This window comes from Mucilaginibacter sp. P2_D11, assembly GCF_056404435.1.
Genome location: NZ_JBFUEA010000001.1, coordinates 64,487 through 84,205 on the forward strand (window position 1 = coordinate 64,487; position 19,719 = coordinate 84,205).

The window sequence follows — 19,719 nt, forward strand, 5'->3', positions numbered from 1 at the left end:
AATTAACATTCGACGATGAAGAAAATCCTATATAGCTGCGCAGTTTTTTTATTCAGCACCAATATCCTTTCGGCACAGGACATTAACCTGGTTAAATACGTAAACACAAGGCAGGGAACCAACACGAAATACGAGTTTTCGTACGGTAACACGTATCCGGCTACCTCGCTGCCCTTCGGCATGAACACCTGGACGGCTCAGACCGGCAAAAACGGTGACGGCTGGAAATATCAGTATTTCGAAAAGAAGATACGCGGTTTCCAGCAATCGCACCAGTGCAGCAGTTGGGTAAATGATTACGCGGTTTTTTCATTAATGCCGGTTACCGGCAAACTGGTGGTAAATGAGGATGACCGTGCAGCATCTTTCAGCCACGATAACGAAATTGCGCAGCCCAGCTATTACAAGGTAAAGCTGGATAACAACATCACCACCGAAATGGCGCCCACCGAGCGTGGCGCGCACTTGCGATTTACCTTCCCGAAGGGCGCGGGCTCATATCTGGTGCTTGATGGCTACACCCAAATGAGCATGGTGAGCATCGACCCCAAAACACGCACCATTACCGGCTATGTAAACAACTGCCGCTGGGCACCGCAGGGCTTCAAAAATTACTTCGTTATCACTTTCGATAAGCCGTTTACCGCGTTCGGCACCTGGGAAAATAAGAAAAATACTACTACAGTCGGCAACGAAACCGCCGAGGGTGAGGGCATTGGCGCATACCTGCAATTTAAAGATGGCGATGTCGTACAGGCCAAAGTAGCTTCTTCCTATATCAGCCCCGATCAGGCTGCGCTTACTTTGCAAACCGAATTGGGCGGTTATAAATCATTCAATGATACGCGCAAAGCTGCCGATAAAGTTTGGAACGCCTTGCTTGGTCGCATGGCCGTACAGGGTGGTACCGAGGAAGAGAAGGCCACCTTTTACTCGTGCATGTACCACGCGAACCTGTTTTCGCACCAGTTTTTCGAATACGGTAAGGATGGCAAGCCCTATTACTACAGCCCCTACGATGGCAAGGTACATGACGGGTACATGTACACCGATAATGGTTTTTGGGATACCTTCCGCGCGCAATTCCCGCTGAATACCATACTGCACCCCAAAATGGAGGGGCAACTGGTGCAGGCGCTATTGGATGCGCAAAAGCAATGCGGCTGGCTACCGTCATGGTCCTTCCCCGGTGAAACAGGGGGGATGCTGGGCAATCATTCCATATCGCTGCTGGCCGATGCCTGGATGAAGGGCATCCACAGTTTCGACCCGAAGCAGGCCCTCGAAGCATACTACCACGAGGCCACCAAGAAGGGCCCATGGGGAAGTGCCAATGGCCGCCCCGGCTGGAAAGAGTACTATGCGAACGGCTTTGTGCCTTACACCAAACAAACCGAAGGCGCTACCGCCTGGACACTGGAATTCGCCTACGACGATTTTTGCGCCTACCAATTGGCAAAAGCAACCGGCAATAAATTTTACGAAGATGTATTTGCCAGGCAGATGTATAACTACAAAAACCTCTTCGACCCGAAGACGCGCTTTATGCGTGCCAAGGATGCCAAGGGCGATTGGATAGAACCCTTCGACCCGATGGATTGGGGCGGCCCTTACACCGAGGGCAACGCCTGGCATTGGACCTGGTCGGTTTTTCATGATACACAGGGGCTTATCAACCTGATGGGAGGCGATAAGAATTTTACTGCCAAGATTGATTCGGTATTCAGCGAGCCGGGTACCATCAAAGTGGGCGGTTACGGCCAGGTTATCCACGAGATGACGGAGATGGCCGAGTTCAAAATGGGGCAGTTTGCGCAAGGGAACGAGCCTATTCACCACATGTTGTATATGTATAACTACGCCGGCCAACCTTGGAAAGCCCAGATGCACCTGCGCGAAGTGATGGACAAGATGTACAACGCTACCGAGAACGGCTACCCCGGCGATGAGGATGAGGGCCAGATGTCATCATGGTTCGTTTTGAGCGCGGCAGGGTTCTACAGCGTTTGCCCGGGTACAGACCAATATGTCATCGGCAGTCCGCTGTTCCCCAAGATGACGATTGCGCTGGAGAACGGCAATAAGTTCATTGTAGAGGCCAATAATAACAGTAAAACAAATGTGTACATCCAATCGGCAACCTTGAACGGCAAGCCCTATACGCATAATTTTATCACCCAAACAGACATCATGAACGGTGGCGTTTTACATCTGGAAATGGGCGACAAGCCTAATTTAACCCGCGGGTTGGCACCCGGGGATAAGCCGTTTTCGTTGAGTAAACCGCAGTAATTACCGGAGTATTTTCGGTGTTTTTCTTTAAAAATCTGTGAAAAAAATATGGTTTTCCGTAAAATAGGAGCCGTGGGTTGGTACTTGCAAAACATTTAGGTTAATTTACAGCACCAATAACCCCCATAAATTAAACTTTAGCGGATGGATGCCAAACCCAAGTTTACCGAACGGAAATATCTGTTAGTGCTGTTGTTCGTCACCTCGCTTTTTTTGATGTGGGGGATATCCATGACCCTTGGCGACGTGCTGAACCGGCACTTCCAGAATGTGCTGCATATCACCAAGGCGCGGTCGGCATATGTACAGTTCTCCATATTTGGGGCCTACTTTGTCATGGGCATCCCGGCGGGCTTATTTATGAAACGCTTCGGGTATAAGAACGGGGTACTGCTTGGCCTGCTGCTTTACTCAATCGGTGCTTTTTTGTTTATTCCCGCAGCCAATGCCCAGTCATTCACATTCTTCAGGGTGGCCTTGTTTATTTTAGCTTGCGGCATGGCCACACTGGAGGCCGTTGCCCATCCCTTCGTTGCTTCCCTGGGCGACCAGCGCAGCAGCGACCAGCGCATCAATTTTGCGCAGGCTTTTAATGGGGTAGGTGGTATCATCGGACCCATCATTGGCAGCGCAGTTATTTTTGGGGGCGAGCAGGATCTGGTTTCCGTAAAGCATCTGTATATTGTAATTGGCGCGGTGATAGCGGTTATCGCCATTGCTTTTGCATTTGTTAAGGTGCCCGCGCTTACCAACCCGCATGCTATTGCTACCGATTCATACGCTGCTGCCGAGGTTGCCCACGCCGATAAGAAACTGTTTCAGCATAAGCATTTTGTGTTCGCGGTAATAGCACAGTTGTTCAATGTGGCGGCGCAGGGCGGTACCTGGGCCTACTTTATCAATTACGGGCACGAGATAATGCACTTTAGCGATGGCCAGTCGAGCTATTTTTTTTCGCTGAGTATGGTGATGATGATGATAGGGCGTTTCGCCGGCACATACCTAATGCGCTTTATCGCGCCAAATAAGCTGCTGGCGGCGTTTGCGCTGGGTAATATATTGATGTGTATTATTGTGGCCCAAGGATTTGGCTGGGTATCGTTCGTGGCATTGCTGTTCATCAACTTTTTCTTCAGCATTATGTTCCCTACCATATTTAGCCTGGGATTGAAGAACATGGGCAAACAAACCGAGCAGGCTTCCTCTTTCATCGTGATGGGGGTTGTTGGCGGCGGCTTGTTTCCACTTGCGATGGGGCTTATTGCTAACCATAGCGTGGCGCAGGCCTATTACCTGCCTATAATTTGCTACGTAGTCATCTTCTTTTTCGGCTTTAATTACAGGCGTTTGAACAAAAATCCCGTTTAGGATAATTTTATGCCGGAATAATATTAGGATGACTTGATTTTATTGGAAATCTTTACAATAAATCGATTTATCAGCCCCTGGAGGCCCACCTTGTTGCGATATTATTTTATATTTGAATTTATTAAGACAGCACGTGAAAAAACTCTCGATAGTTGATATAGCCAACCACCTAAACGTTTCTAAGACAACCATTTCATTTATCCTGAACGGCCGTGCGCAGGAAAAACGCATCGGTAAGGAACTGGTAGAGCGCGTGCAGAAATTCGTAGAAGAAGTGGGTTACAAACCCAACTCCCTGGCCAAAAGCCTGCGCACCGGCAAATCCAACATTATCGGGTTGATGGTGGAGGATATATCCAACCCTTTCTTTGCATCTATTGCCCGCCTTATTGAGGATCGCGCCTACAAAAACGGCTATAAAATTATCTATTGCAGCACCGATAACGATACCAACAAAACGCGCGACCTCATCAGCATGTTCCGCGACAGGCACGTGGATGGCTACATCATTGCCCCGCCCGAGGGTATCGAGGAAGACATCAGCTCATTGATAAAGGATGGTATGCCGGTGGTGTTGTTTGATAGACACCTGCCCAAGGTAAATACCGATTACGTAGAGATAGACAACCGTTTCAGTACCTATAATGCAACCATGCACCTGGTGCAGCAGGGGTATAAAAATATCGCTTATATTACCTTTGCCTCTAATCAAACGCAGATGCAAGCCCGGTTGCAGGGCTATAAAGATGCACTGGACGAAGCCGGCCTGAAGCAATATATACAAGAAATCGTCTTTAGTCCGGACGAAGAACTTATCATCGGCCCTATCAAAGCATTCCTCAAGAAACACAAAAACCTCGATGCCCTGTTCTTTGGCACCAACCACGTGGGTACCTGTGGCTTAAAGGTCATCAATAGCCTCGGCCTTAAAGTACCGGGCGATTTGGCCCTCGTATCCTTCGATGATTACGACGTGTTCAAGCTTTTTTCGCCACCGGTTAGCGCGATAGCCCAGCCCATAGAAGCTATAGCCGATAGCGTGATAACTGTACTGCTCAATAAACTCAATACCTCCTCGCAGCACATCAGCTCGCAGTCCATCATCCTGAAGACTGATTTCAATATCAGGGGGTCATCGAAGAGTAATGGTGGCGCGTAGTTTTTTGGCCGCTGCCGCGAGGTTCCAAGTCGTGGCACGCATCGTGTCAGCTTTCAGCTGACGAAAGCTGGAAGCTTTCTCCATGCATACCACGAGATACGCTATCGCTAACCTCGCGGTAGCGGAATCTCTAATTATTATAAGCCCTCACTTGCAGCCTATACCCCTTTTTTAGTAACCTTGGGTCAACCTCAACGGTAACCGTCTTTGCTTCGCCATGCATCAACGAGAAATAACTATCGCTATAAATTGCCGGCAGTATTTGTTTGCCTTTAGCATCCAGCAGTTGCACCCTGATGCCGAAAGCCGCCGTAGTTTTTGATTTATTGGCAACTGTGTAGGTAAGCAGTTTATTTTCGCCATTCTTTGCCGGAGATATTTTCGCCATGCTTACCGTAAGGCTTGCGCCTACGGATGGTATTTTATTGAGTGCGGTGTAGTCGAGGTAGGTATTGCCCATCCAGTAGAAATTCTCGGATACCAGTTTGCCTGCTTTATCGGTAAGCCTCAGCTTAAGGAAGTGTACATCACTCAGCGCGGGGAGTTTGTCGCTGCCATTAAATACAATAAAAGCTTCCGTTGCCGAAGTAGGGATAACGTCCAATGTTTTAATCATGTGATATGCGGGTACGGCTTTGCCATCGAGGTTGTAAACGGTGGCTTCGGCAGTGAGCCCGTTGATGCCGTAGGGTTTGTTGTTGATTACCTTGACCGAATTAGTGGCGGCGTTCCATTGGATGTGGACGGGTTCGCAGGCGGTTTTTGCGCCGAAGTAGGCGCCGGTGAGGTCATAATAGTAATCATAGGTTTGCCATATCATCGATGGATAGGCCGATTGGCTCATCCAAATCAGCATGCCGCTGGCATCGTGCCACATATGGTCGTTCCAGGCTTCGTACATGGCTTTCATGGTTTCAACGTTTAGCATCTGGGCCTTCTTACAAAAATCTTCTATCGAAATGGCCTTGCCATAGCTGGCGCTGATGGTGTTGATATATTTCACCGGGTCCGAGCCTCCGCCAAGCGCGCCATCGGTGCTGAAGTAATGCCTGGCCCACATATTGGTTTTGCTGTTCACGGCATCGGGCGTTGGAGCAACCCAGTAGTCCTTTGGCATGAATTTTTTGAAGCTCTCTATATTCACGAAGGTAGCCATGCCCAATTCGCTGCGCATGCCGTAGGAGTTTTGCGAGAACAGGTAGCCGTTATGCGGTTCGGTGAAGTAAGTCCTAGGGTCGGTATTGCTCCACAGCCCGCTGCCCGACAGCACTTTGCTACCGCCATGGATAGAGAAATTGGGGTTGGTTTCGCCGGCGTTGGAGCGGGCCAGGTATAGCTTGTCGTCGCCGTCGAACTCTTTTACCGCGTTCCTGATGGTCATATTCAGCGGACCTGCAGGGTTGCCGCCCGGTACGCCCTCGTTGGCACCGCACCAAATAACGATGGAGGGGTGGTTGCGCAGTTTCTTCACTTTTTCTATGGCATTGCTTTTGAAGATGCCCAGGCTATCAATCTGGCCGAAGTTGTTGAGCCAGAAATCGTCCCAAACCATAATGCCATAGCGGTCGCAATAATCGTAAAAGGCTTCGTCGGTAACTTCGCCCGTCCAGTTGCGGATGATGTTGAAATTCATATCCTGGTGGAAACGGATACGGGTATCGTAATCCTTGCTGCGCACTTTCAGCATATAATCGCTCATGCCCCAGTTGCCGCCTTTCAGCAGGATGGGTACATCGTTTACATAAACCCTCAAGGGGCCGTTCAGCGTAGTGGTATCGGCGGTGATTTTGCGGATGCCGAACGATTTGGTTACCGCATCTGATGGTGCATTGCCCTTAACTACAAAGCTCACCGTGCAGGTGTACATATTTTGGGTGCCATCGGCCTTGCCGCCGTAGCCGTTGGGCCACCATAATTTGGGGTTCTTGATATGTAGCTGCGCAAAATCAGCCATATCGTAGCTGAGGGTTTGACTGCTGTTGGCAGCTAAAGTGATGGCTGGGCCAGTCAGTTTAATATTGCCCGGTTTGATGGTAAGTTGTACAAGTCCCGTTACCGGCAGGTCCGAGGCATTACGTAGCGTGGCCTTAACGGTGATATCCGCCTGGTTCATATCGGGCATGGTAGTACGTATCCATGGGTCTTCAACCGAAACAGGGCCTTTTTGCGTGATGGCTACGGTATCGGTAAGGCCGCTGTTGAGGCCGGGCACGGCGGGCATCCAGTCCCAGCTGCCGCTGCTGATATAGGTAGGGGCCTCCCAATTGGCCAGCGGGTGGTTATGTTCCGGGTCGTTACGGGGCGGTACCACCAGCACCAGGATAACGTTGCTGCCTTTTTTGTTGAGCAAGCCGGTAATATCATAAATACCCCTTTCTACGATGCCTTTAACCGTGCCGATGTGATGCCCATTGAAGTAGATTTCGCCGCGCTTGTGGATACCGTTGAAATTGAGCCAGGTTCGTTTGCCGGCCAAAAGCTGGCTGCCCGCAAATTCGGCACGATACCAAAAGGGGCGGTCGTATTTGGCTTTATCTACTTTATAGATGTTGTCGGCATAATCGGGGTTGCTCTCCTTGCCGGCTTTTACGTAGGAATTGAACACCGTGCCCGGTACTATGGCATCTATCCATTGCGCGGTACGGAAGCCGGGCTGCGCTATTTGGCTGAGTTTAAAAAGGCTATCATTTTGCGGGAATAATTTCCAATGGAGTTTAATGGACTGCGCCTGTGGCGCGGTTTGCAACAATATAATTAGCAGGGTGGTAGCTAAGATTGGTTTTAGGAGGTGTTTCATTGGCACTGATTTACGGCGGCAATTTATAAAAAATTTGCTAAATCGATTTAATAACTATTTTATTATATTAGCGGCACAATTATTAATCCACCATGAAGATACTTTTTACCGCCCTGCTCATCGTTTACGGTATGGGCCTTACCAAGCCCGCCTATAGCCAACAAACGGCCACCAAAAGGCAATGGAATTCCTATTGGATAGGCGCGCAGGGCGATAACGGCAGCAGCTACGGCGTGTTTTATTTCCGCAAGAGCATCACCCTCGCGGCAAAGCCGGCATCGTTTATGGTGCATGTATCGGCGGATAACAGGTATAAGCTGTACGTGAACGGTGTGCTGGTATCCCTTGGCCCGGCACGCGGCGACACCTATAATTGGAACTATGAAACTGTAGACCTTGCGCCCTACCTCGCCGCAGGGAAGAATATCATAGCCGCTTTGGTATGGAACGAAGCACAATACAGCCCGGCGGCGCAGATTACGGTGCGCACCGGCTTTATACTGCAAGGGAGCACGCCGGCAGAAGATATATTGAACACCAACGATAGTTGGAAAGGCATCCGCGATGTGGGGCATCACCCCGTGCCGGGCTATTTTTTTGCCGCCAGCAAAGGCGAGATGGTTGATATGAACCAGTCCGTAAAAGGCGACTGGATGGCCTCGGCTTTCGACGATACCGCCTGGCCACAGGTAAACAAACTGGCCGATGGCAGACTGAAAGGCTCGGCATGGGGTATAGAATGGGCAATGGTGCCCTCAACCTTACCAGCAAGGGAACTTACCTACCAGCGCCTGGTTGCCCTGCGTGCCGCTACGAATACGACAGTACCGGCAGGCTTCCCTGCTGCAAAAGCGGCTATAACTATACCGGCGAATACCATGGCAACGCTGATACTCGACCAAAGCTTCGAAACCAACGCCTATGTAACGCTGAACTTCAGTGGGGGTAAAGATGCCGGTATATCGCTGGGCTACGCCGAATCGCTTTATAAAAAAGGCAGCAGGGGTGTAATCAAAGGCAACCGCAACGATGTGGATGGGAAAGAATTTGTGGCGAGGATTGATAGCCTGATTGCCGACGGCAGCCAGGGGCAGAGCTTCACCACACTCAATTTCCGTACCTATAGGTACATCAAGGTCATCGTAAAAACCAAAGACGAGCCGCTGGTGATTGATGACCTTTATGGCACATTCACCGGCTACCCCTTCAAACGTGCATCGGTATTCAATACCGCGGACACCGAAATAACTAAAATGCTGGATATTGGCTGGCGCACCGCAAGGCTAAACGCCTGGGAAACCTATACCGATTGTCCGTATTACGAGCAACTGCAATACATTGGCGACACCCGCATACAGGCCATGATAACCTACTATAATAGTACTGATGACCGCCTGGCCCGCAACGCCCTCACCCAGATGGACCACTCGCGCCTGCCCGAGGGCGTTACCGCCAGCTGCTACCCATCGCGCGGAACGCAGGTGATATCGCCCTTTTCGTTATGGTATATAGGCATGCTGCATGATTATTGGATGTACCGTGGCGATGATAAGTTCATCAAGGATAAACTGCTTGGCGTGCGTGGCGTGCTCGATTTCTTCAGCAAGTACCAGCAGGCGGATGGCTCGGTAAAAAATACGCCTTACTGGGCCTTTGTAGATTGGTCGGGCGATTTCGCCGGCGGCGTGGACCGCAAGGACGGCACCGCAGCAATTTACGATTTGCAATTGCTATGGGCCTACCAATGGGCGGCCGATATGGAAAGCAAAATTGGCATGCCGGGCTATGCTGCCTTATATAATCAGAAGGCCGCGCAGCTGAAGGCCACCATACAGCGCAAGTATTGGGACCCGGTTAGAAAGCTGTATGCCGACACCAAGGAAAAGAAAGCGTACTCGCAGCATGCCAATTCGCTGGCTATACTTACCGGCGTGGCGAGTGCCGCAGATATGAAAGCTGTGGCCAATGGGATGCTGAAGGATACCAGCCTGGTACAGTGCTCGGTGTACTTTAAATACTACCTGAACCAGGCCCTGGTAAAAGCCGGGCTGGGCAACCAATACCAGGATTGGCTGGGCATCTACCGCGAAAACATAGCCATGGGCCTTACCACCTGGGCCGAATATTCGGACGTGAACACATCACGCTCTGATTGCCATGCCTGGGGAGCCAGTCCAAATATCGAGTTTTTCCGCACGGTGCTGGGGATAGATAGCGATGCGCCGGGTTTCAGCAGGATAAAGATAGAGCCGCACCTGGGCAAAATGACTAAGGTAAGCGGAACGATGCCACACCCCAACGGAACAGTTGCTGCGGCTTATACGCTGGATAAAGGCAAATGGAAGATAAATATCAGCATACCGCAAAAGGCCACCGGCGTGCTGATATGGAAAGCAAAACGCTATGTGCTTTTGGCCGGGGAGAACGTGTTTGTGATTTAATTAGGCGGTATATAGATTGCGCTTGGGCATGGCTTTTTGCCGTGCCCACATACGCAGATTTGGTTATCAGGGTTACATGCCCTGAGCAGATGTTGTGCATAAGTATAAGTTAAAACATTGCTTGAAGGCTTATTTTTCTTATTCTGTTAACATAGTGGGTCTTTTATTGCATTGTATCTTAATATTGGGGCCTATCGTTACAATTATATAAAGTATTCTTATTATGGCGTAAACATAGCCTTAACACGGCAGGGGTAGTTTCGTGAAAAAATCACATTCATGAAACAATCTTTACTCAAATCTTGTTACTGGACGATCTTAGCGCTGATAACCCTCGTTATCCCCCAGCTATTATTCGCCCAGAATAGTGTGCCTATCAGAGGTATCATTGTCGACGATCATAACCAGCCTCTCCCCGGCATAACGGTTATGGTTAAAGGAACCACATTCGGTACCATCACCGGCGTTGAAGGCCGCTTTACCATCTCCGGTGAAAAGGGCCAGGTGTTAACCTTCAAATCCCTCGGGTTTATTACCCAGGAGGTTACCATCGGTACCGAAACCAACTTGTCTATCACGCTTAAAAGCGACTCTAAAGCTTTATCGGAAGTTGTGGTAACGGCTTACGGTATCAAAAAAGAAGTACGTAAGCTGGGATACTCTGTACAGGAGATAAAAGGTGCCGACCTTGTGAAAGCCCGCGACCCTAACCCAATCAACTCATTGGTTGGTAAGATTGCCGGTTTAACCGTTGGTGCCAATGCCGAGATGTTGGGCAGGCCCGAACTGGTACTGCGTGGCAGCAAGGATTTACTTTTCGTAGTTGACGGTTCGCCGGTTAACTCTGATACCTGGAACGTTAGTCCAGACGATATCGAATCATACTCGGTACTGAAAGGCCCTAACGCCGCTGCCCTTTACGGTGCAAGGGGTATTAATGGTGCCATCGTAATCACTACCAAAAAAGGTTCTAAAGACGCAAAAGGCTGGCAGGTTGATTTCAACAGCAGCACTTTGTTCGAGCGTGGCCTGATTGCTTCGCCACAACCGCAAACCGAGTACGGTAGGGGTAATGCTTACCATTACGAGTACCAGGCAAAAGATAACACAAACGTGTATGTACCATCTGCCGATGTGTTGTACGATAACGCTAACCGCCTGGGCGAATACGGCCCGCGTTTTGAAGGCCAGTTATTGCGCCAATACGATAGCCCTTACGACGCGCTTACCGGCAAACGTACCGCAACCCCATGGTTGGCCCGTGGCGTTAACAACTGGGATAACTTTATCGAAACCGGTTTGATAACTACCAATAACTTGGCGGTATCTGCCAGTGGTACAAACTATGCGTTGAGGACTTCTTACACGCACATGTACCAGAAAGGCGTAATGCCGAACACCAAGTTGAACTCTGATAACTTCAACATCGGCTTAAGCTACAATATCACCCCAAAATTATCTGTTGAGGGTAACTTAAACTTAAATAAACAGTACACGCCAAACATCCCCGATGTTAGCTACGGCCCTAACAGCTATATCTACATGTTTAAGGTTTATGGCTCGGCAGATTATGACGTAAGGGATCTTACCGATATCTATAAAGGCCCGCAAGGCGTTCCCGGCCTGGTGCAATACGCACAGGAATATGGCCGTTTGAACAACCCGTACTTCATGGCTCAAAAATGGCTGCGCGGCCACGATAAAACCGACATATACGGTTACTTAAGGCTGAACTACAAAATCACCAGCGACCTTACCGTTGCTTTGCGTTCGCAGATCACTACCTGGGACCAGAAACGTACAGAGCAGGTGCCATCATCAGCAAACTTAAATGCTTATACCCCATGGTATAAATTCGGCTGGTACGGCGATTACCGCGAAGACGACCGTAACCTGTTCGAAAACAACACCGACTTACAGTTCAACTACAACAAAACGCTTGGTAAATGGTCATTGAACGCTTTGATTGGCGGTAACGCACGTTCGTTCAAATACTCTTCCTTCTACGGTACTACCCGTGCATTGGCTATACCAAACGTATATGTATTGTCTAACTCGGTACAAACACCGCTTTCGTACACCTGGGATTCGAAGATGCAGATCTATAGCTCTTTCTACTCGTTCGATATCGGTTACGATAAATACTTCAACATCAATACCACAGGCCGTTACGATAATCTATCGACGTTTGTGCCCGGTAAACGTGGTTATTTCTACCCATCGGTATCTATTTCATCAGCTATATCAGATTATGTTGAGCTGCCAACAGCTATCAGCTTCTTAAAAGTAAGGGGTTCTGCCGCTATGGTAAAAGGTGGTTTAACAAACCCTACCGTTGGTACAGCGTACCAGCAGGTAACCGGTATAAGTACTTCAACTTTGCTTAACTACGGTACAGAGTTATATAGCTCTTACGATGGCCCAAGCTATACCAACCAAAATACGGTAAGCTTCAACTCGTATTATAACAACCTGCCTTCGGTAAACTATAGTAACAACCTGGCCGATGCTAACCTGGAAGCCTACAAGCGTATCTCTTACGAGGGTGGCGTTGACATTAAATTCCTGAACAATCGTTTAGGTTTAGATGCAACATACTTTGATACCGAGAACGGCCCGCAGATTTATCCTTTGCTTGCTGCCCCATCAACCACTTACGCATCACGTAATGCTAACGCTATTACAACCAAGCGGTCGGGCTTCGAAATTTCGTTGACAGGTGCTCCATTCCGTAACCCCAGCGGTTTCTCATGGGATATCAACGCCAACTTCTCTACTTTCAAGGAAACCATATCTACTTTGGGTGGCGGTTTAACCGAACTTGCTTTGGGTAACCACAACTTTAAAGTTGGCGATAGGGTAGATGAGGTTTTCGGCACTAAATTCCAGCGCGATAAGAGCGGGAACATTGTTTACGATGCAAGCGGTAACTTATTGAAAGCAACCGGCAGCAACAGCCAGATATATGGTTCTTTGGGTCACCTTAACCCCGATTTCTCTTTCGGTATCAGCAACAGGTTCGCATACAAAGCGTGGAGCTTCAGCTTCCAGTTTGATGGCCGTATAGGCGGTAAGATCTACGATTACAACTACTACGCAGCACGCCAGGGCGGTACAGATTTATCTACCGTGCAAGGCGTTATCGGCGCAGCACGTTTAGCGGAGTGGAACTCTACCAAAACCGGCACCCAGGCGCCTACCCCTGCTTTGATCGGTAACGAATTTGGCCCGGGTGTTAAGATAACCGGCGGTACCCCTAAGTACCAGGACGGCGTTATCACCAACCTTGATGAGCTTACTTTCGCGCCAAACACCACGCCGATCACGGTTCAGGGTTATTTGAACGGTACGGTTAAAGGTATCGATGAAGCGTTTATGATCAACAGGAGCTACGCTAAACTGCGCGAAGTAACGCTTGGCTATACCTTCTCTAAATCGTTCCTGCAGAAAGCAGGCATCAAAGCGGCAACGTTCTCATTGGTTGGCCGTAACCTGTTGTACTTCGCAGCACGTAAAGATTTCGATATCGACCAGTATGCTTCGGGTTACAACTCTGCCGACAGGACAACCGGCGGTGCCCCTTCAAACGGTGCTTTACAAAGCTCAACCTTCCGCAGGTTCGGTTTCAACATCAACCTGAGCTTCTAAAACAACCGCTTATAAAAACATTAAAAGAATTAAGATGAAAAATATAACAGTAAAAATAATTTCGGCTTGCCTGCTGCTGGTACTTTCGGTATCGAGCTGCCAGAAAGGCGATCTGGATGCTAACCCGAACGCGGGTAACGCCAATTCGGTTGTTCCGGTATCGCTGATACTGAACCACCTTACCGCTACGCTCATACGTGCCGATGAAATGCCCTTTGCCAGCAGCGATTACCTGCCTTACAAAGGTGCCCAGATGCAGGTATCTAACTACGCCAAATATTGGGGTACCAACGAGGATACCTGGAGCTACAGCGCGCACAGCTACGAGATATTGAAATATGCTATCCAACTGGAGATACAGGCACAGAGCCAGGTTGGCGCAAACAGCAAATACGCTGCCGTTGCCAAATTCTTCCGTGCGTACTCGGCAGTATGGTTGTCGCAACGTGTTGGCGATATCCCGATGACACAGGCGGGCGACCCCAACTTTTTGACCCCGGTTTTCGATACGCAGAAAGACGTGTATAAAAACTCGCTTAAGTTGCTGGAAGATGCAAACGCGATCATGAACGCTACCGTAGCCGGCCAGCCCGGCGTTATATTCGATGGTGGCGACATCTTCGGGTTCACCAACCTGCAATGGCAAAAACTGATCAATACTTACCGTTTAAGGATATTGATCAGCCTGAGCAAAAGGGCCGATGACACTGCCGACCTCGGTATCAAAACGCAGTTTGCAGCAATCCTGGCAAACGTAGCTACCAACCCTATCATGACCGGCAACGGCGATAACATGGTTTACAAATGGGTAGCTTCTAACCAATACCCGCCGTTTGCTACCGGTAACAACTCTTACAACAACTTCCAAAACGTTGGTAAACCGGTATTGGATATCACCACATCTACAAAGGACCCGCGTACCTTCGTCATAGCAAGCCCGGTTACAGCAGCTGGTTTTGCTTCATTCAGCAGCTACATCGGTGCAGATCCGGGTACCGCATTGGCTACCCTGCAAAATACTGCGGCTAATTATTCAACCTTTAACGGCGCACGTTATTTTACCAACAACTTAGGTGCAACTGCCGAGCCATTCTTCCTGGTGGGTTACCCCGAGCTTTGCTTCAACATTGCCGAAGGTATCAACAGGGGCTGGGCGCCAACACTTACCGTTGCCGATGCTAAATCATGGTACGATAAAGGTATCGCTGCATCGTTTGCCAACTTTGGCCTTAACGTTAATACAAACTCAACCGTTACCGTTTCTGACGTAGGCGGCAAAAGCCTGGGTACGGTTACTACCGATAACCCAACCTTTTTGGCTAACGTAGCTTACAACGTGGCCGACCCATCGGCAGCACTTGCGCAGATATTGCAGCAAAAGTATATCGCGTTCTTCATGAACTCGGGCTGGGAAGCTTTCATGAACCACCGCCGTACCGGTCTGCCGGCATTTAGCGAAGGTGGCACGGGTTTGGGCACAATAGGCGGCAAAATACCACATCGCTGGTTGTATCCATTGGACGAGATCAACGCAAACAATGCCAACTACAAAACATCTATCGGTACCCAATATGGCGGCAGCGAAGATGTGTTTAAAGACATGTGGCTGATTAAATAATCAACATTATCATATATCGCAGGGGTTGCATTTAGCAACCCCTGCTTTTTTAATTAAAAACATGAAAAAGATATCCTTAGTATTAGCCTTACTGGTCGGCTTTGCCGCCAACACTTCGGCACAGGTTGCAGATAGTGCCAAACGCTTAGTGGTACTGCACGGCGCAGCAAACTTCAGGGATTTGGGTGGTTATAAAACCACATCGGGCAAAACGGTTAAATGGGGCAAGGTGTACCGCAGTGCCGATATCAGCAGGCTTACCGATGCCGATCTGGCTGTGCTGCGCGATAAGAAAATAACTTACGATGTTGATCTGCGCGGCCACCAGGAATCGCAGCAGCAGCCCGATAAACTGAACCCCGGCACCGATTACGTATTGTGCCCGGCTGGCAGCGATAGCCTAAGCTACTGGTTGAAACAAATTGCCGCCGCACCTAAAAACAGCGGCGACTCTATCATGACGGCTTATTACAGCAACACCCGCTACCTTACCGAGCGTTACCGCCCCTTCTTCGATAAGCTGCTTGCCGTACCTGCCGATCAAAGCCTGGTGTTCCATTGCACCGCGGGTAAGGATCGTACCGGCATAGCCGCCGCCTTGTTCCTTTACAGCCTGGGTGTACCCTATGAAACCATAGTGGCCGATTATACCGCCACCAACTATTACCGCACCGCCGATAACGACCGCTCGGTAAAAGGCATGGTAGGCATGATGCATATTGACGAAGGTACCGCCCGATCGATGTTGAGTGCTAAGAAAGAGTATTTGGATGCTACCTTTGCGGCCATCAACAAGCGATACGGCTCGGTAGATAATTTTATTAAGGATCAGTTGAAGCTGAACAACAAACAACTTGCTGCCCTTAAAGCCAAATACCTGGAATAGTTGTAGCTTTAGACATCAGCACAGTATTAATATGAAACGAAGAGATTTTGTGAAGAACGCCGGGCTAACGGCTTTGGGGGTATCGTTATTGGGCCCGCTGGAGGGCATGGCAGATAGTGGTATTACCCATTTGGATAGCGAAGATGTTGCACCCCGCCCCGCTAATGACGACGGCTACGACCTGCACTTTATGGCCCTTGGCGATTGGGGCCGCAACGGCGAATACGACCAAACCGAAGTAGGCAAGCAAATGGGTGTGTGGGGTGCCGCAAACCCTAACAATTTCGTGATATCCGTAGGCGATAACTTTTACCCAAAGGGCGTTATCAGCGAGCATGACCCGCTTTGGAATTTCTCTTTCGAGAACATCTATACCGCGCATTCCCTGCAATGCGATTGGTACCCGGTGCTGGGCAACCACGATTACCTAAGCGACCCGGATGCACAAATACGCTACAGCAAAGTAAGCCGTCGCTGGTGCATGCCCGCGCGCTACTACGCCAAAGAAATAAAGCTGGACAAGCATAAACAGGGCACCGTGTTATTCGTGTTTATTGATACCGACCCGATGCTGTTCGAAGAAAAAAAGGACTACGTAGACAAGCAGATGGTCTGGCTGGATGAAACCCTCAAAAATGCTTCGGCAGAGGTAAAGTGGAAGGTAGTAATTGGCCATCACCCAGCCTATACAGTTGGCCCGCGCATCAAAAACTTCGATACGCTCACCGTGCGAAAAACCATTACCGAAACGCTGAACAAATACAAGGCCGACCTGTACCTCTCAGGCCACGACCATTCCCTGCAACACTTAAAGCCGGAAGGCTTTACGCACCAGTTTATCTCCGGCGCGGGCTCTGAACTTACGCCGGTTACCACCGGCATACCCTATGCAAAGTTTCAGGCATCAGAGCATGGCTTTATGTATTTTTCTATCAATGCCGATAAGCTGAGGGTTAAGGCCGTCAATTACTCGGGCAAGGTGCTTTATGAAACTGAGTTGAGTAAATAGAAGACATTAAGTAAGCTATACGGGCGGTTATTTGCAAGGATTTACTTTGCAGATAACCGCCTGCTTGCTTTAAATGCTACCCTATCTTTAATAAAATGACGAAAATGCTAAGCCCTGCTGACATAGGGTTGTCACCAGCTGTTTTTAGATTTGCTATACAAAGCAATGCCGGTATTCAGCATGCTATTTGTACACTAAAAATTACGATATGAACCTGGTTTCAATTAGGATTATTGCCGCAGATGTTAAGAAACTGGTTGGCTTTTATGAGCACGTAACCGGCCTGCCGGCAACATGGTATACCGATAGCTTTGCCGAGCTGCAAACCAAATCGGCTACACTGGCATTCGGCGGCACGGATACGCTGCAATTTTTCGGCGGCGAAGCAGTGGCACAGGCTGCGCAGAACCGCACTGCCATTATAGAGTTTTTGGTTGAGGATGTGGACCTGGATTATGACCGCCTTGCAGATTTCCTGGGCGAAGGATTGGTACAACAGCCTACCACTATGCCCTGGGGAAACAGGTCACTCCTCTTCCGTGACCCGGAAGGCAACCTGGTGAATTTCTTCACCCCGGTTACGCCACAGGCTATCAAAAAGTTTAAAAGCAAAGCATAGTACTTTCGTGGATAAAAGTCTGGCGTTTATTAAAGCAGGCTGCAAAACGGCCTACTTATTCAGCAAATAGCCTGCTCTTATCAGTGCTTCGTTCACTTCCCTTATCCTGTCGGTTTGCATTTTTTCAATGGCCCGATCGTAGGTGAGGAGACCGTTTACCTCGTGCTCCACGTCGGTGGTTTGGGTGTAAATGGCGACGCTCAGGCCTTTGTATAGCATCAATTGCTCCACCTGGTTCAGGAGCAACACGTAGCGGTCGGTAAGGGCGGTGGTGGTTGCAGCATAATCATATGCGTTGTTTTCAACAGGCCACATGTGCCCTCTAACGAACAGGCCCACGCCGCCAAATTCGCCCAGTGAGGCAGCTCGTTTCCCATCGGGTTTTGAGGCACCGTAGGGGCCAACGTAAATATGCGTGTCAACATAATCGCCGTTGAGTGGGTCGCCATAGGCTTTTTGGTAATCGGGATTATTGTTGAACCCCGAGTTGCCATTCACCAGGCGCGAGGGGTCGTACTGCTTCACCCAATCGGTAATATTCTTCACGTCGAAAGCGCCCCAGTTCTCGTTAAAAGGCACCCAGGTGATAATGGATGGCGAGTTGTAATGGTCATCTATAATGGCCTGCAGTTCCCGGCGGAAAACCTTGCGCGTTTTCAAGGTGTCTTCATTTTGGTACCAAATGGCCGGCATGTCCTGCCATACCAGTAAGCCCATTTTATCCGCCCAGTAATAAAACCGATGGGGCTCGGTTTTCATGTGTTTACGGATGAGGTTGTACCCTGCTTTTTTAGTGTATTCGATATCAAACTTCAGCGCTTCCTCGGTAGGAGCGGTCAGCACGCCATCTGGCCAGTAGCCCTGATCTAATAAGCCTAACTGCATCATAAATTTGCCGTTGATGAGCGGGCGCAATACGCCATTGACTTTACCCAGCTTAATATCGCGCATGCCGAAATAGCTTTTCACTTCATCAACCGGTTTACCGTTTGCATCGTACAGGGTAAGCTTTAAGTCGTATAGGAAAGGATCATCCGGTGTCCAAAGCTTAGGCTGGTCTATCGGTAAATAAAAGTAAGTGCCTGCTGTGGAATTTAATTGCGCCACTACTTTCTTTCCGTCCAACGCCTCGGCGGAAACCTTGCCGGTACCGTCGGTATTTACCAATACTTTCAAACGGTTATGCGCCAAATCGGGTAACAGGCGGATGTTTTTGATATAGAATTTGCTTACCGGTTCCAGCCATACGCTTTGCCAAATGCCGGAGTTAAAAGTGTAATCGCCGCGTGGCCCGTTTTTGCCCGATGGTGCGCGGCCGTCATTGGGGTCGTATGCAGCTACCACTAATGTGTTGTTTCCCTTTTTAAGGAAAGGCGTGATGTTGAACCAAAATGAATCATAACCGCCTGCATGGCTGCCTGCCTTTTTGCCGTTCACGAAGACGGTGGCATCATGGTCCACAGCTTCAAAGTGCAGTATAACCTGCTTGCCCTGCCATCCAGATGGTATATCAACCCTGCGGCGGTACCACATGTTTATTTCCTGTTTCCTTTGCACGCCTGAGAGTACCGATTCCGGGCAATAGGGCACCAATATTTTGCCGGGTACGCGATCAAACGATGCTGCCGTTTGCGGGCTTAAAGCATTTGGTGCGCCTTTGCCGCCGAGGTAATCCCATTTGCCGTTGAGGCATAGCCACTCCTCGCGTTGTAATTGCGGGCGCGGGTATTCGGACAGGGGAACTTCGGCCTTCATGGCCTGATCGGTCCATTTGGTAGGTAGTTGGGCAACTTGCGCAATTGCCGTTGAGCAGCTTAGGGCCAGAGCCAGCAGGCCAGGCAACAATTTTTTGGTAACTTTCATTTAGGGTAGATGGTGTTAA

General features: G+C 49.4%; 11 protein-coding genes. 9 read left to right on the forward strand and 2 right to left on the reverse strand.

Annotation, left to right across the window (positions count from 1 at the left end; translation table 11 throughout):
• Positions 1-15 precede the first annotated feature (15 nt).
• From AC1DXC_RS00270 to AC1DXC_RS00280, 3 genes are all read left to right on the forward strand, one after another.
• Entirely contained in the window at positions 16-2,292 is a 2,277-nt protein-coding gene (locus AC1DXC_RS00270) for a GH92 family glycosyl hydrolase (protein ID WP_477457116.1), read from the forward strand.
• Positions 2,293-2,436: 144 nt separating this feature from the next.
• Positions 2,437-3,660 (forward strand): sugar MFS transporter, encoded by a 1,224-nt coding sequence (locus AC1DXC_RS00275; RefSeq protein ID WP_477457117.1) that lies wholly within the window; start codon positions 2,437-2,439, stop codon positions 3,658-3,660.
• 133 nt (positions 3,661-3,793) lie between these two features.
• Positions 3,794-4,819 carry a LacI family DNA-binding transcriptional regulator gene (locus tag AC1DXC_RS00280; protein WP_477457118.1) on the forward strand — a complete coding sequence of 342 codons (1,026 nt, stop codon included), beginning with the start codon at positions 3,794-3,796 and terminating at the stop codon, positions 4,817-4,819.
• A gap of 130 nt (positions 4,820-4,949) precedes the next feature.
• Here the strand turns inward: AC1DXC_RS00280 and AC1DXC_RS00285 are convergent, their stop codons facing one another.
• On the reverse strand, positions 4,950-7,616 hold the full coding sequence (locus AC1DXC_RS00285; RefSeq protein ID WP_477457119.1) for a glycoside hydrolase family 2 protein: 2,667 nt from the start codon (positions 7,614-7,616) through the stop codon (positions 4,950-4,952).
• A gap of 92 nt (positions 7,617-7,708) precedes the next feature.
• Here AC1DXC_RS00285 and AC1DXC_RS00290 point away from each other — a divergent pair, with 92 nt between their 5' ends.
• From AC1DXC_RS00290 to AC1DXC_RS00315, 6 genes are all read left to right on the forward strand, one after another.
• Entirely contained in the window at positions 7,709-10,057 is a 2,349-nt protein-coding gene (locus tag AC1DXC_RS00290; protein ID WP_477457120.1) for an alpha-L-rhamnosidase-related protein, read from the forward strand.
• A gap of 279 nt (positions 10,058-10,336) precedes the next feature.
• Positions 10,337-13,705: a SusC/RagA family TonB-linked outer membrane protein gene (locus AC1DXC_RS00295; RefSeq protein ID WP_477457121.1), complete on the forward strand. Its 3,369-nt coding sequence runs from the start codon at positions 10,337-10,339 to the stop codon at positions 13,703-13,705.
• Positions 13,706-13,739: 34 nt separating this feature from the next.
• Entirely contained in the window at positions 13,740-15,323 is a 1,584-nt protein-coding gene (locus AC1DXC_RS00300) for a SusD/RagB family nutrient-binding outer membrane lipoprotein (protein WP_477457122.1), read from the forward strand.
• Positions 15,324-15,384: 61 nt separating this feature from the next.
• On the forward strand, positions 15,385-16,209 hold the full coding sequence (locus AC1DXC_RS00305; protein WP_477457123.1) for a tyrosine-protein phosphatase: 825 nt from the start codon (positions 15,385-15,387) through the stop codon (positions 16,207-16,209).
• 31 nt (positions 16,210-16,240) lie between these two features.
• Entirely contained in the window at positions 16,241-17,218 is a 978-nt protein-coding gene (locus AC1DXC_RS00310; protein ID WP_477457124.1) for a metallophosphoesterase, read from the forward strand.
• Positions 17,219-17,426: 208 nt separating this feature from the next.
• Positions 17,427-17,837 carry a VOC family protein gene (locus AC1DXC_RS00315; protein ID WP_477457125.1) on the forward strand — a complete coding sequence of 137 codons (411 nt, stop codon included), beginning with the start codon at positions 17,427-17,429 and terminating at the stop codon, positions 17,835-17,837.
• A gap of 51 nt (positions 17,838-17,888) precedes the next feature.
• Here AC1DXC_RS00315 and AC1DXC_RS00320 read toward each other — a convergent pair whose 3' ends face one another.
• The gene (locus AC1DXC_RS00320) at positions 17,889-19,700 is read right to left on the reverse strand and encodes a glycoside hydrolase family 2 protein (protein WP_477457126.1); all 1,812 of its coding nucleotides are present in this window, start codon (positions 19,698-19,700) and stop codon (positions 17,889-17,891) included.
• Positions 19,701-19,719: the final 19 nt, after the last annotated feature.

Coding starts and splice junctions, on each gene's coding strand:
- AC1DXC_RS00320 (WP_477457126.1), bottom strand. CDS start 19,700: ATGAAAGTTACCAAAAAATTGTTGCCTGGCCTGCTGGCTCTGGCCCTA.
- AC1DXC_RS00275 (WP_477457117.1), top strand. CDS start 2,437: ATGGATGCCAAACCCAAGTTTACCGAACGGAAATATCTGTTAGTGCTG.
- AC1DXC_RS00315 (WP_477457125.1), top strand. CDS start 17,427: ATGAACCTGGTTTCAATTAGGATTATTGCCGCAGATGTTAAGAAACTG.
- AC1DXC_RS00305 (WP_477457123.1), top strand. CDS start 15,385: ATGAAAAAGATATCCTTAGTATTAGCCTTACTGGTCGGCTTTGCCGCC.
- AC1DXC_RS00300 (WP_477457122.1), top strand. CDS start 13,740: ATGAAAAATATAACAGTAAAAATAATTTCGGCTTGCCTGCTGCTGGTA.
- AC1DXC_RS00285 (WP_477457119.1), bottom strand. CDS start 7,616: ATGAAACACCTCCTAAAACCAATCTTAGCTACCACCCTGCTAATTATA.
- AC1DXC_RS00310 (WP_477457124.1), top strand. CDS start 16,241: ATGAAACGAAGAGATTTTGTGAAGAACGCCGGGCTAACGGCTTTGGGG.
- AC1DXC_RS00270 (WP_477457116.1), top strand. CDS start 16: ATGAAGAAAATCCTATATAGCTGCGCAGTTTTTTTATTCAGCACCAAT.
- AC1DXC_RS00290 (WP_477457120.1), top strand. CDS start 7,709: ATGAAGATACTTTTTACCGCCCTGCTCATCGTTTACGGTATGGGCCTT.
- AC1DXC_RS00295 (WP_477457121.1), top strand. CDS start 10,337: ATGAAACAATCTTTACTCAAATCTTGTTACTGGACGATCTTAGCGCTG.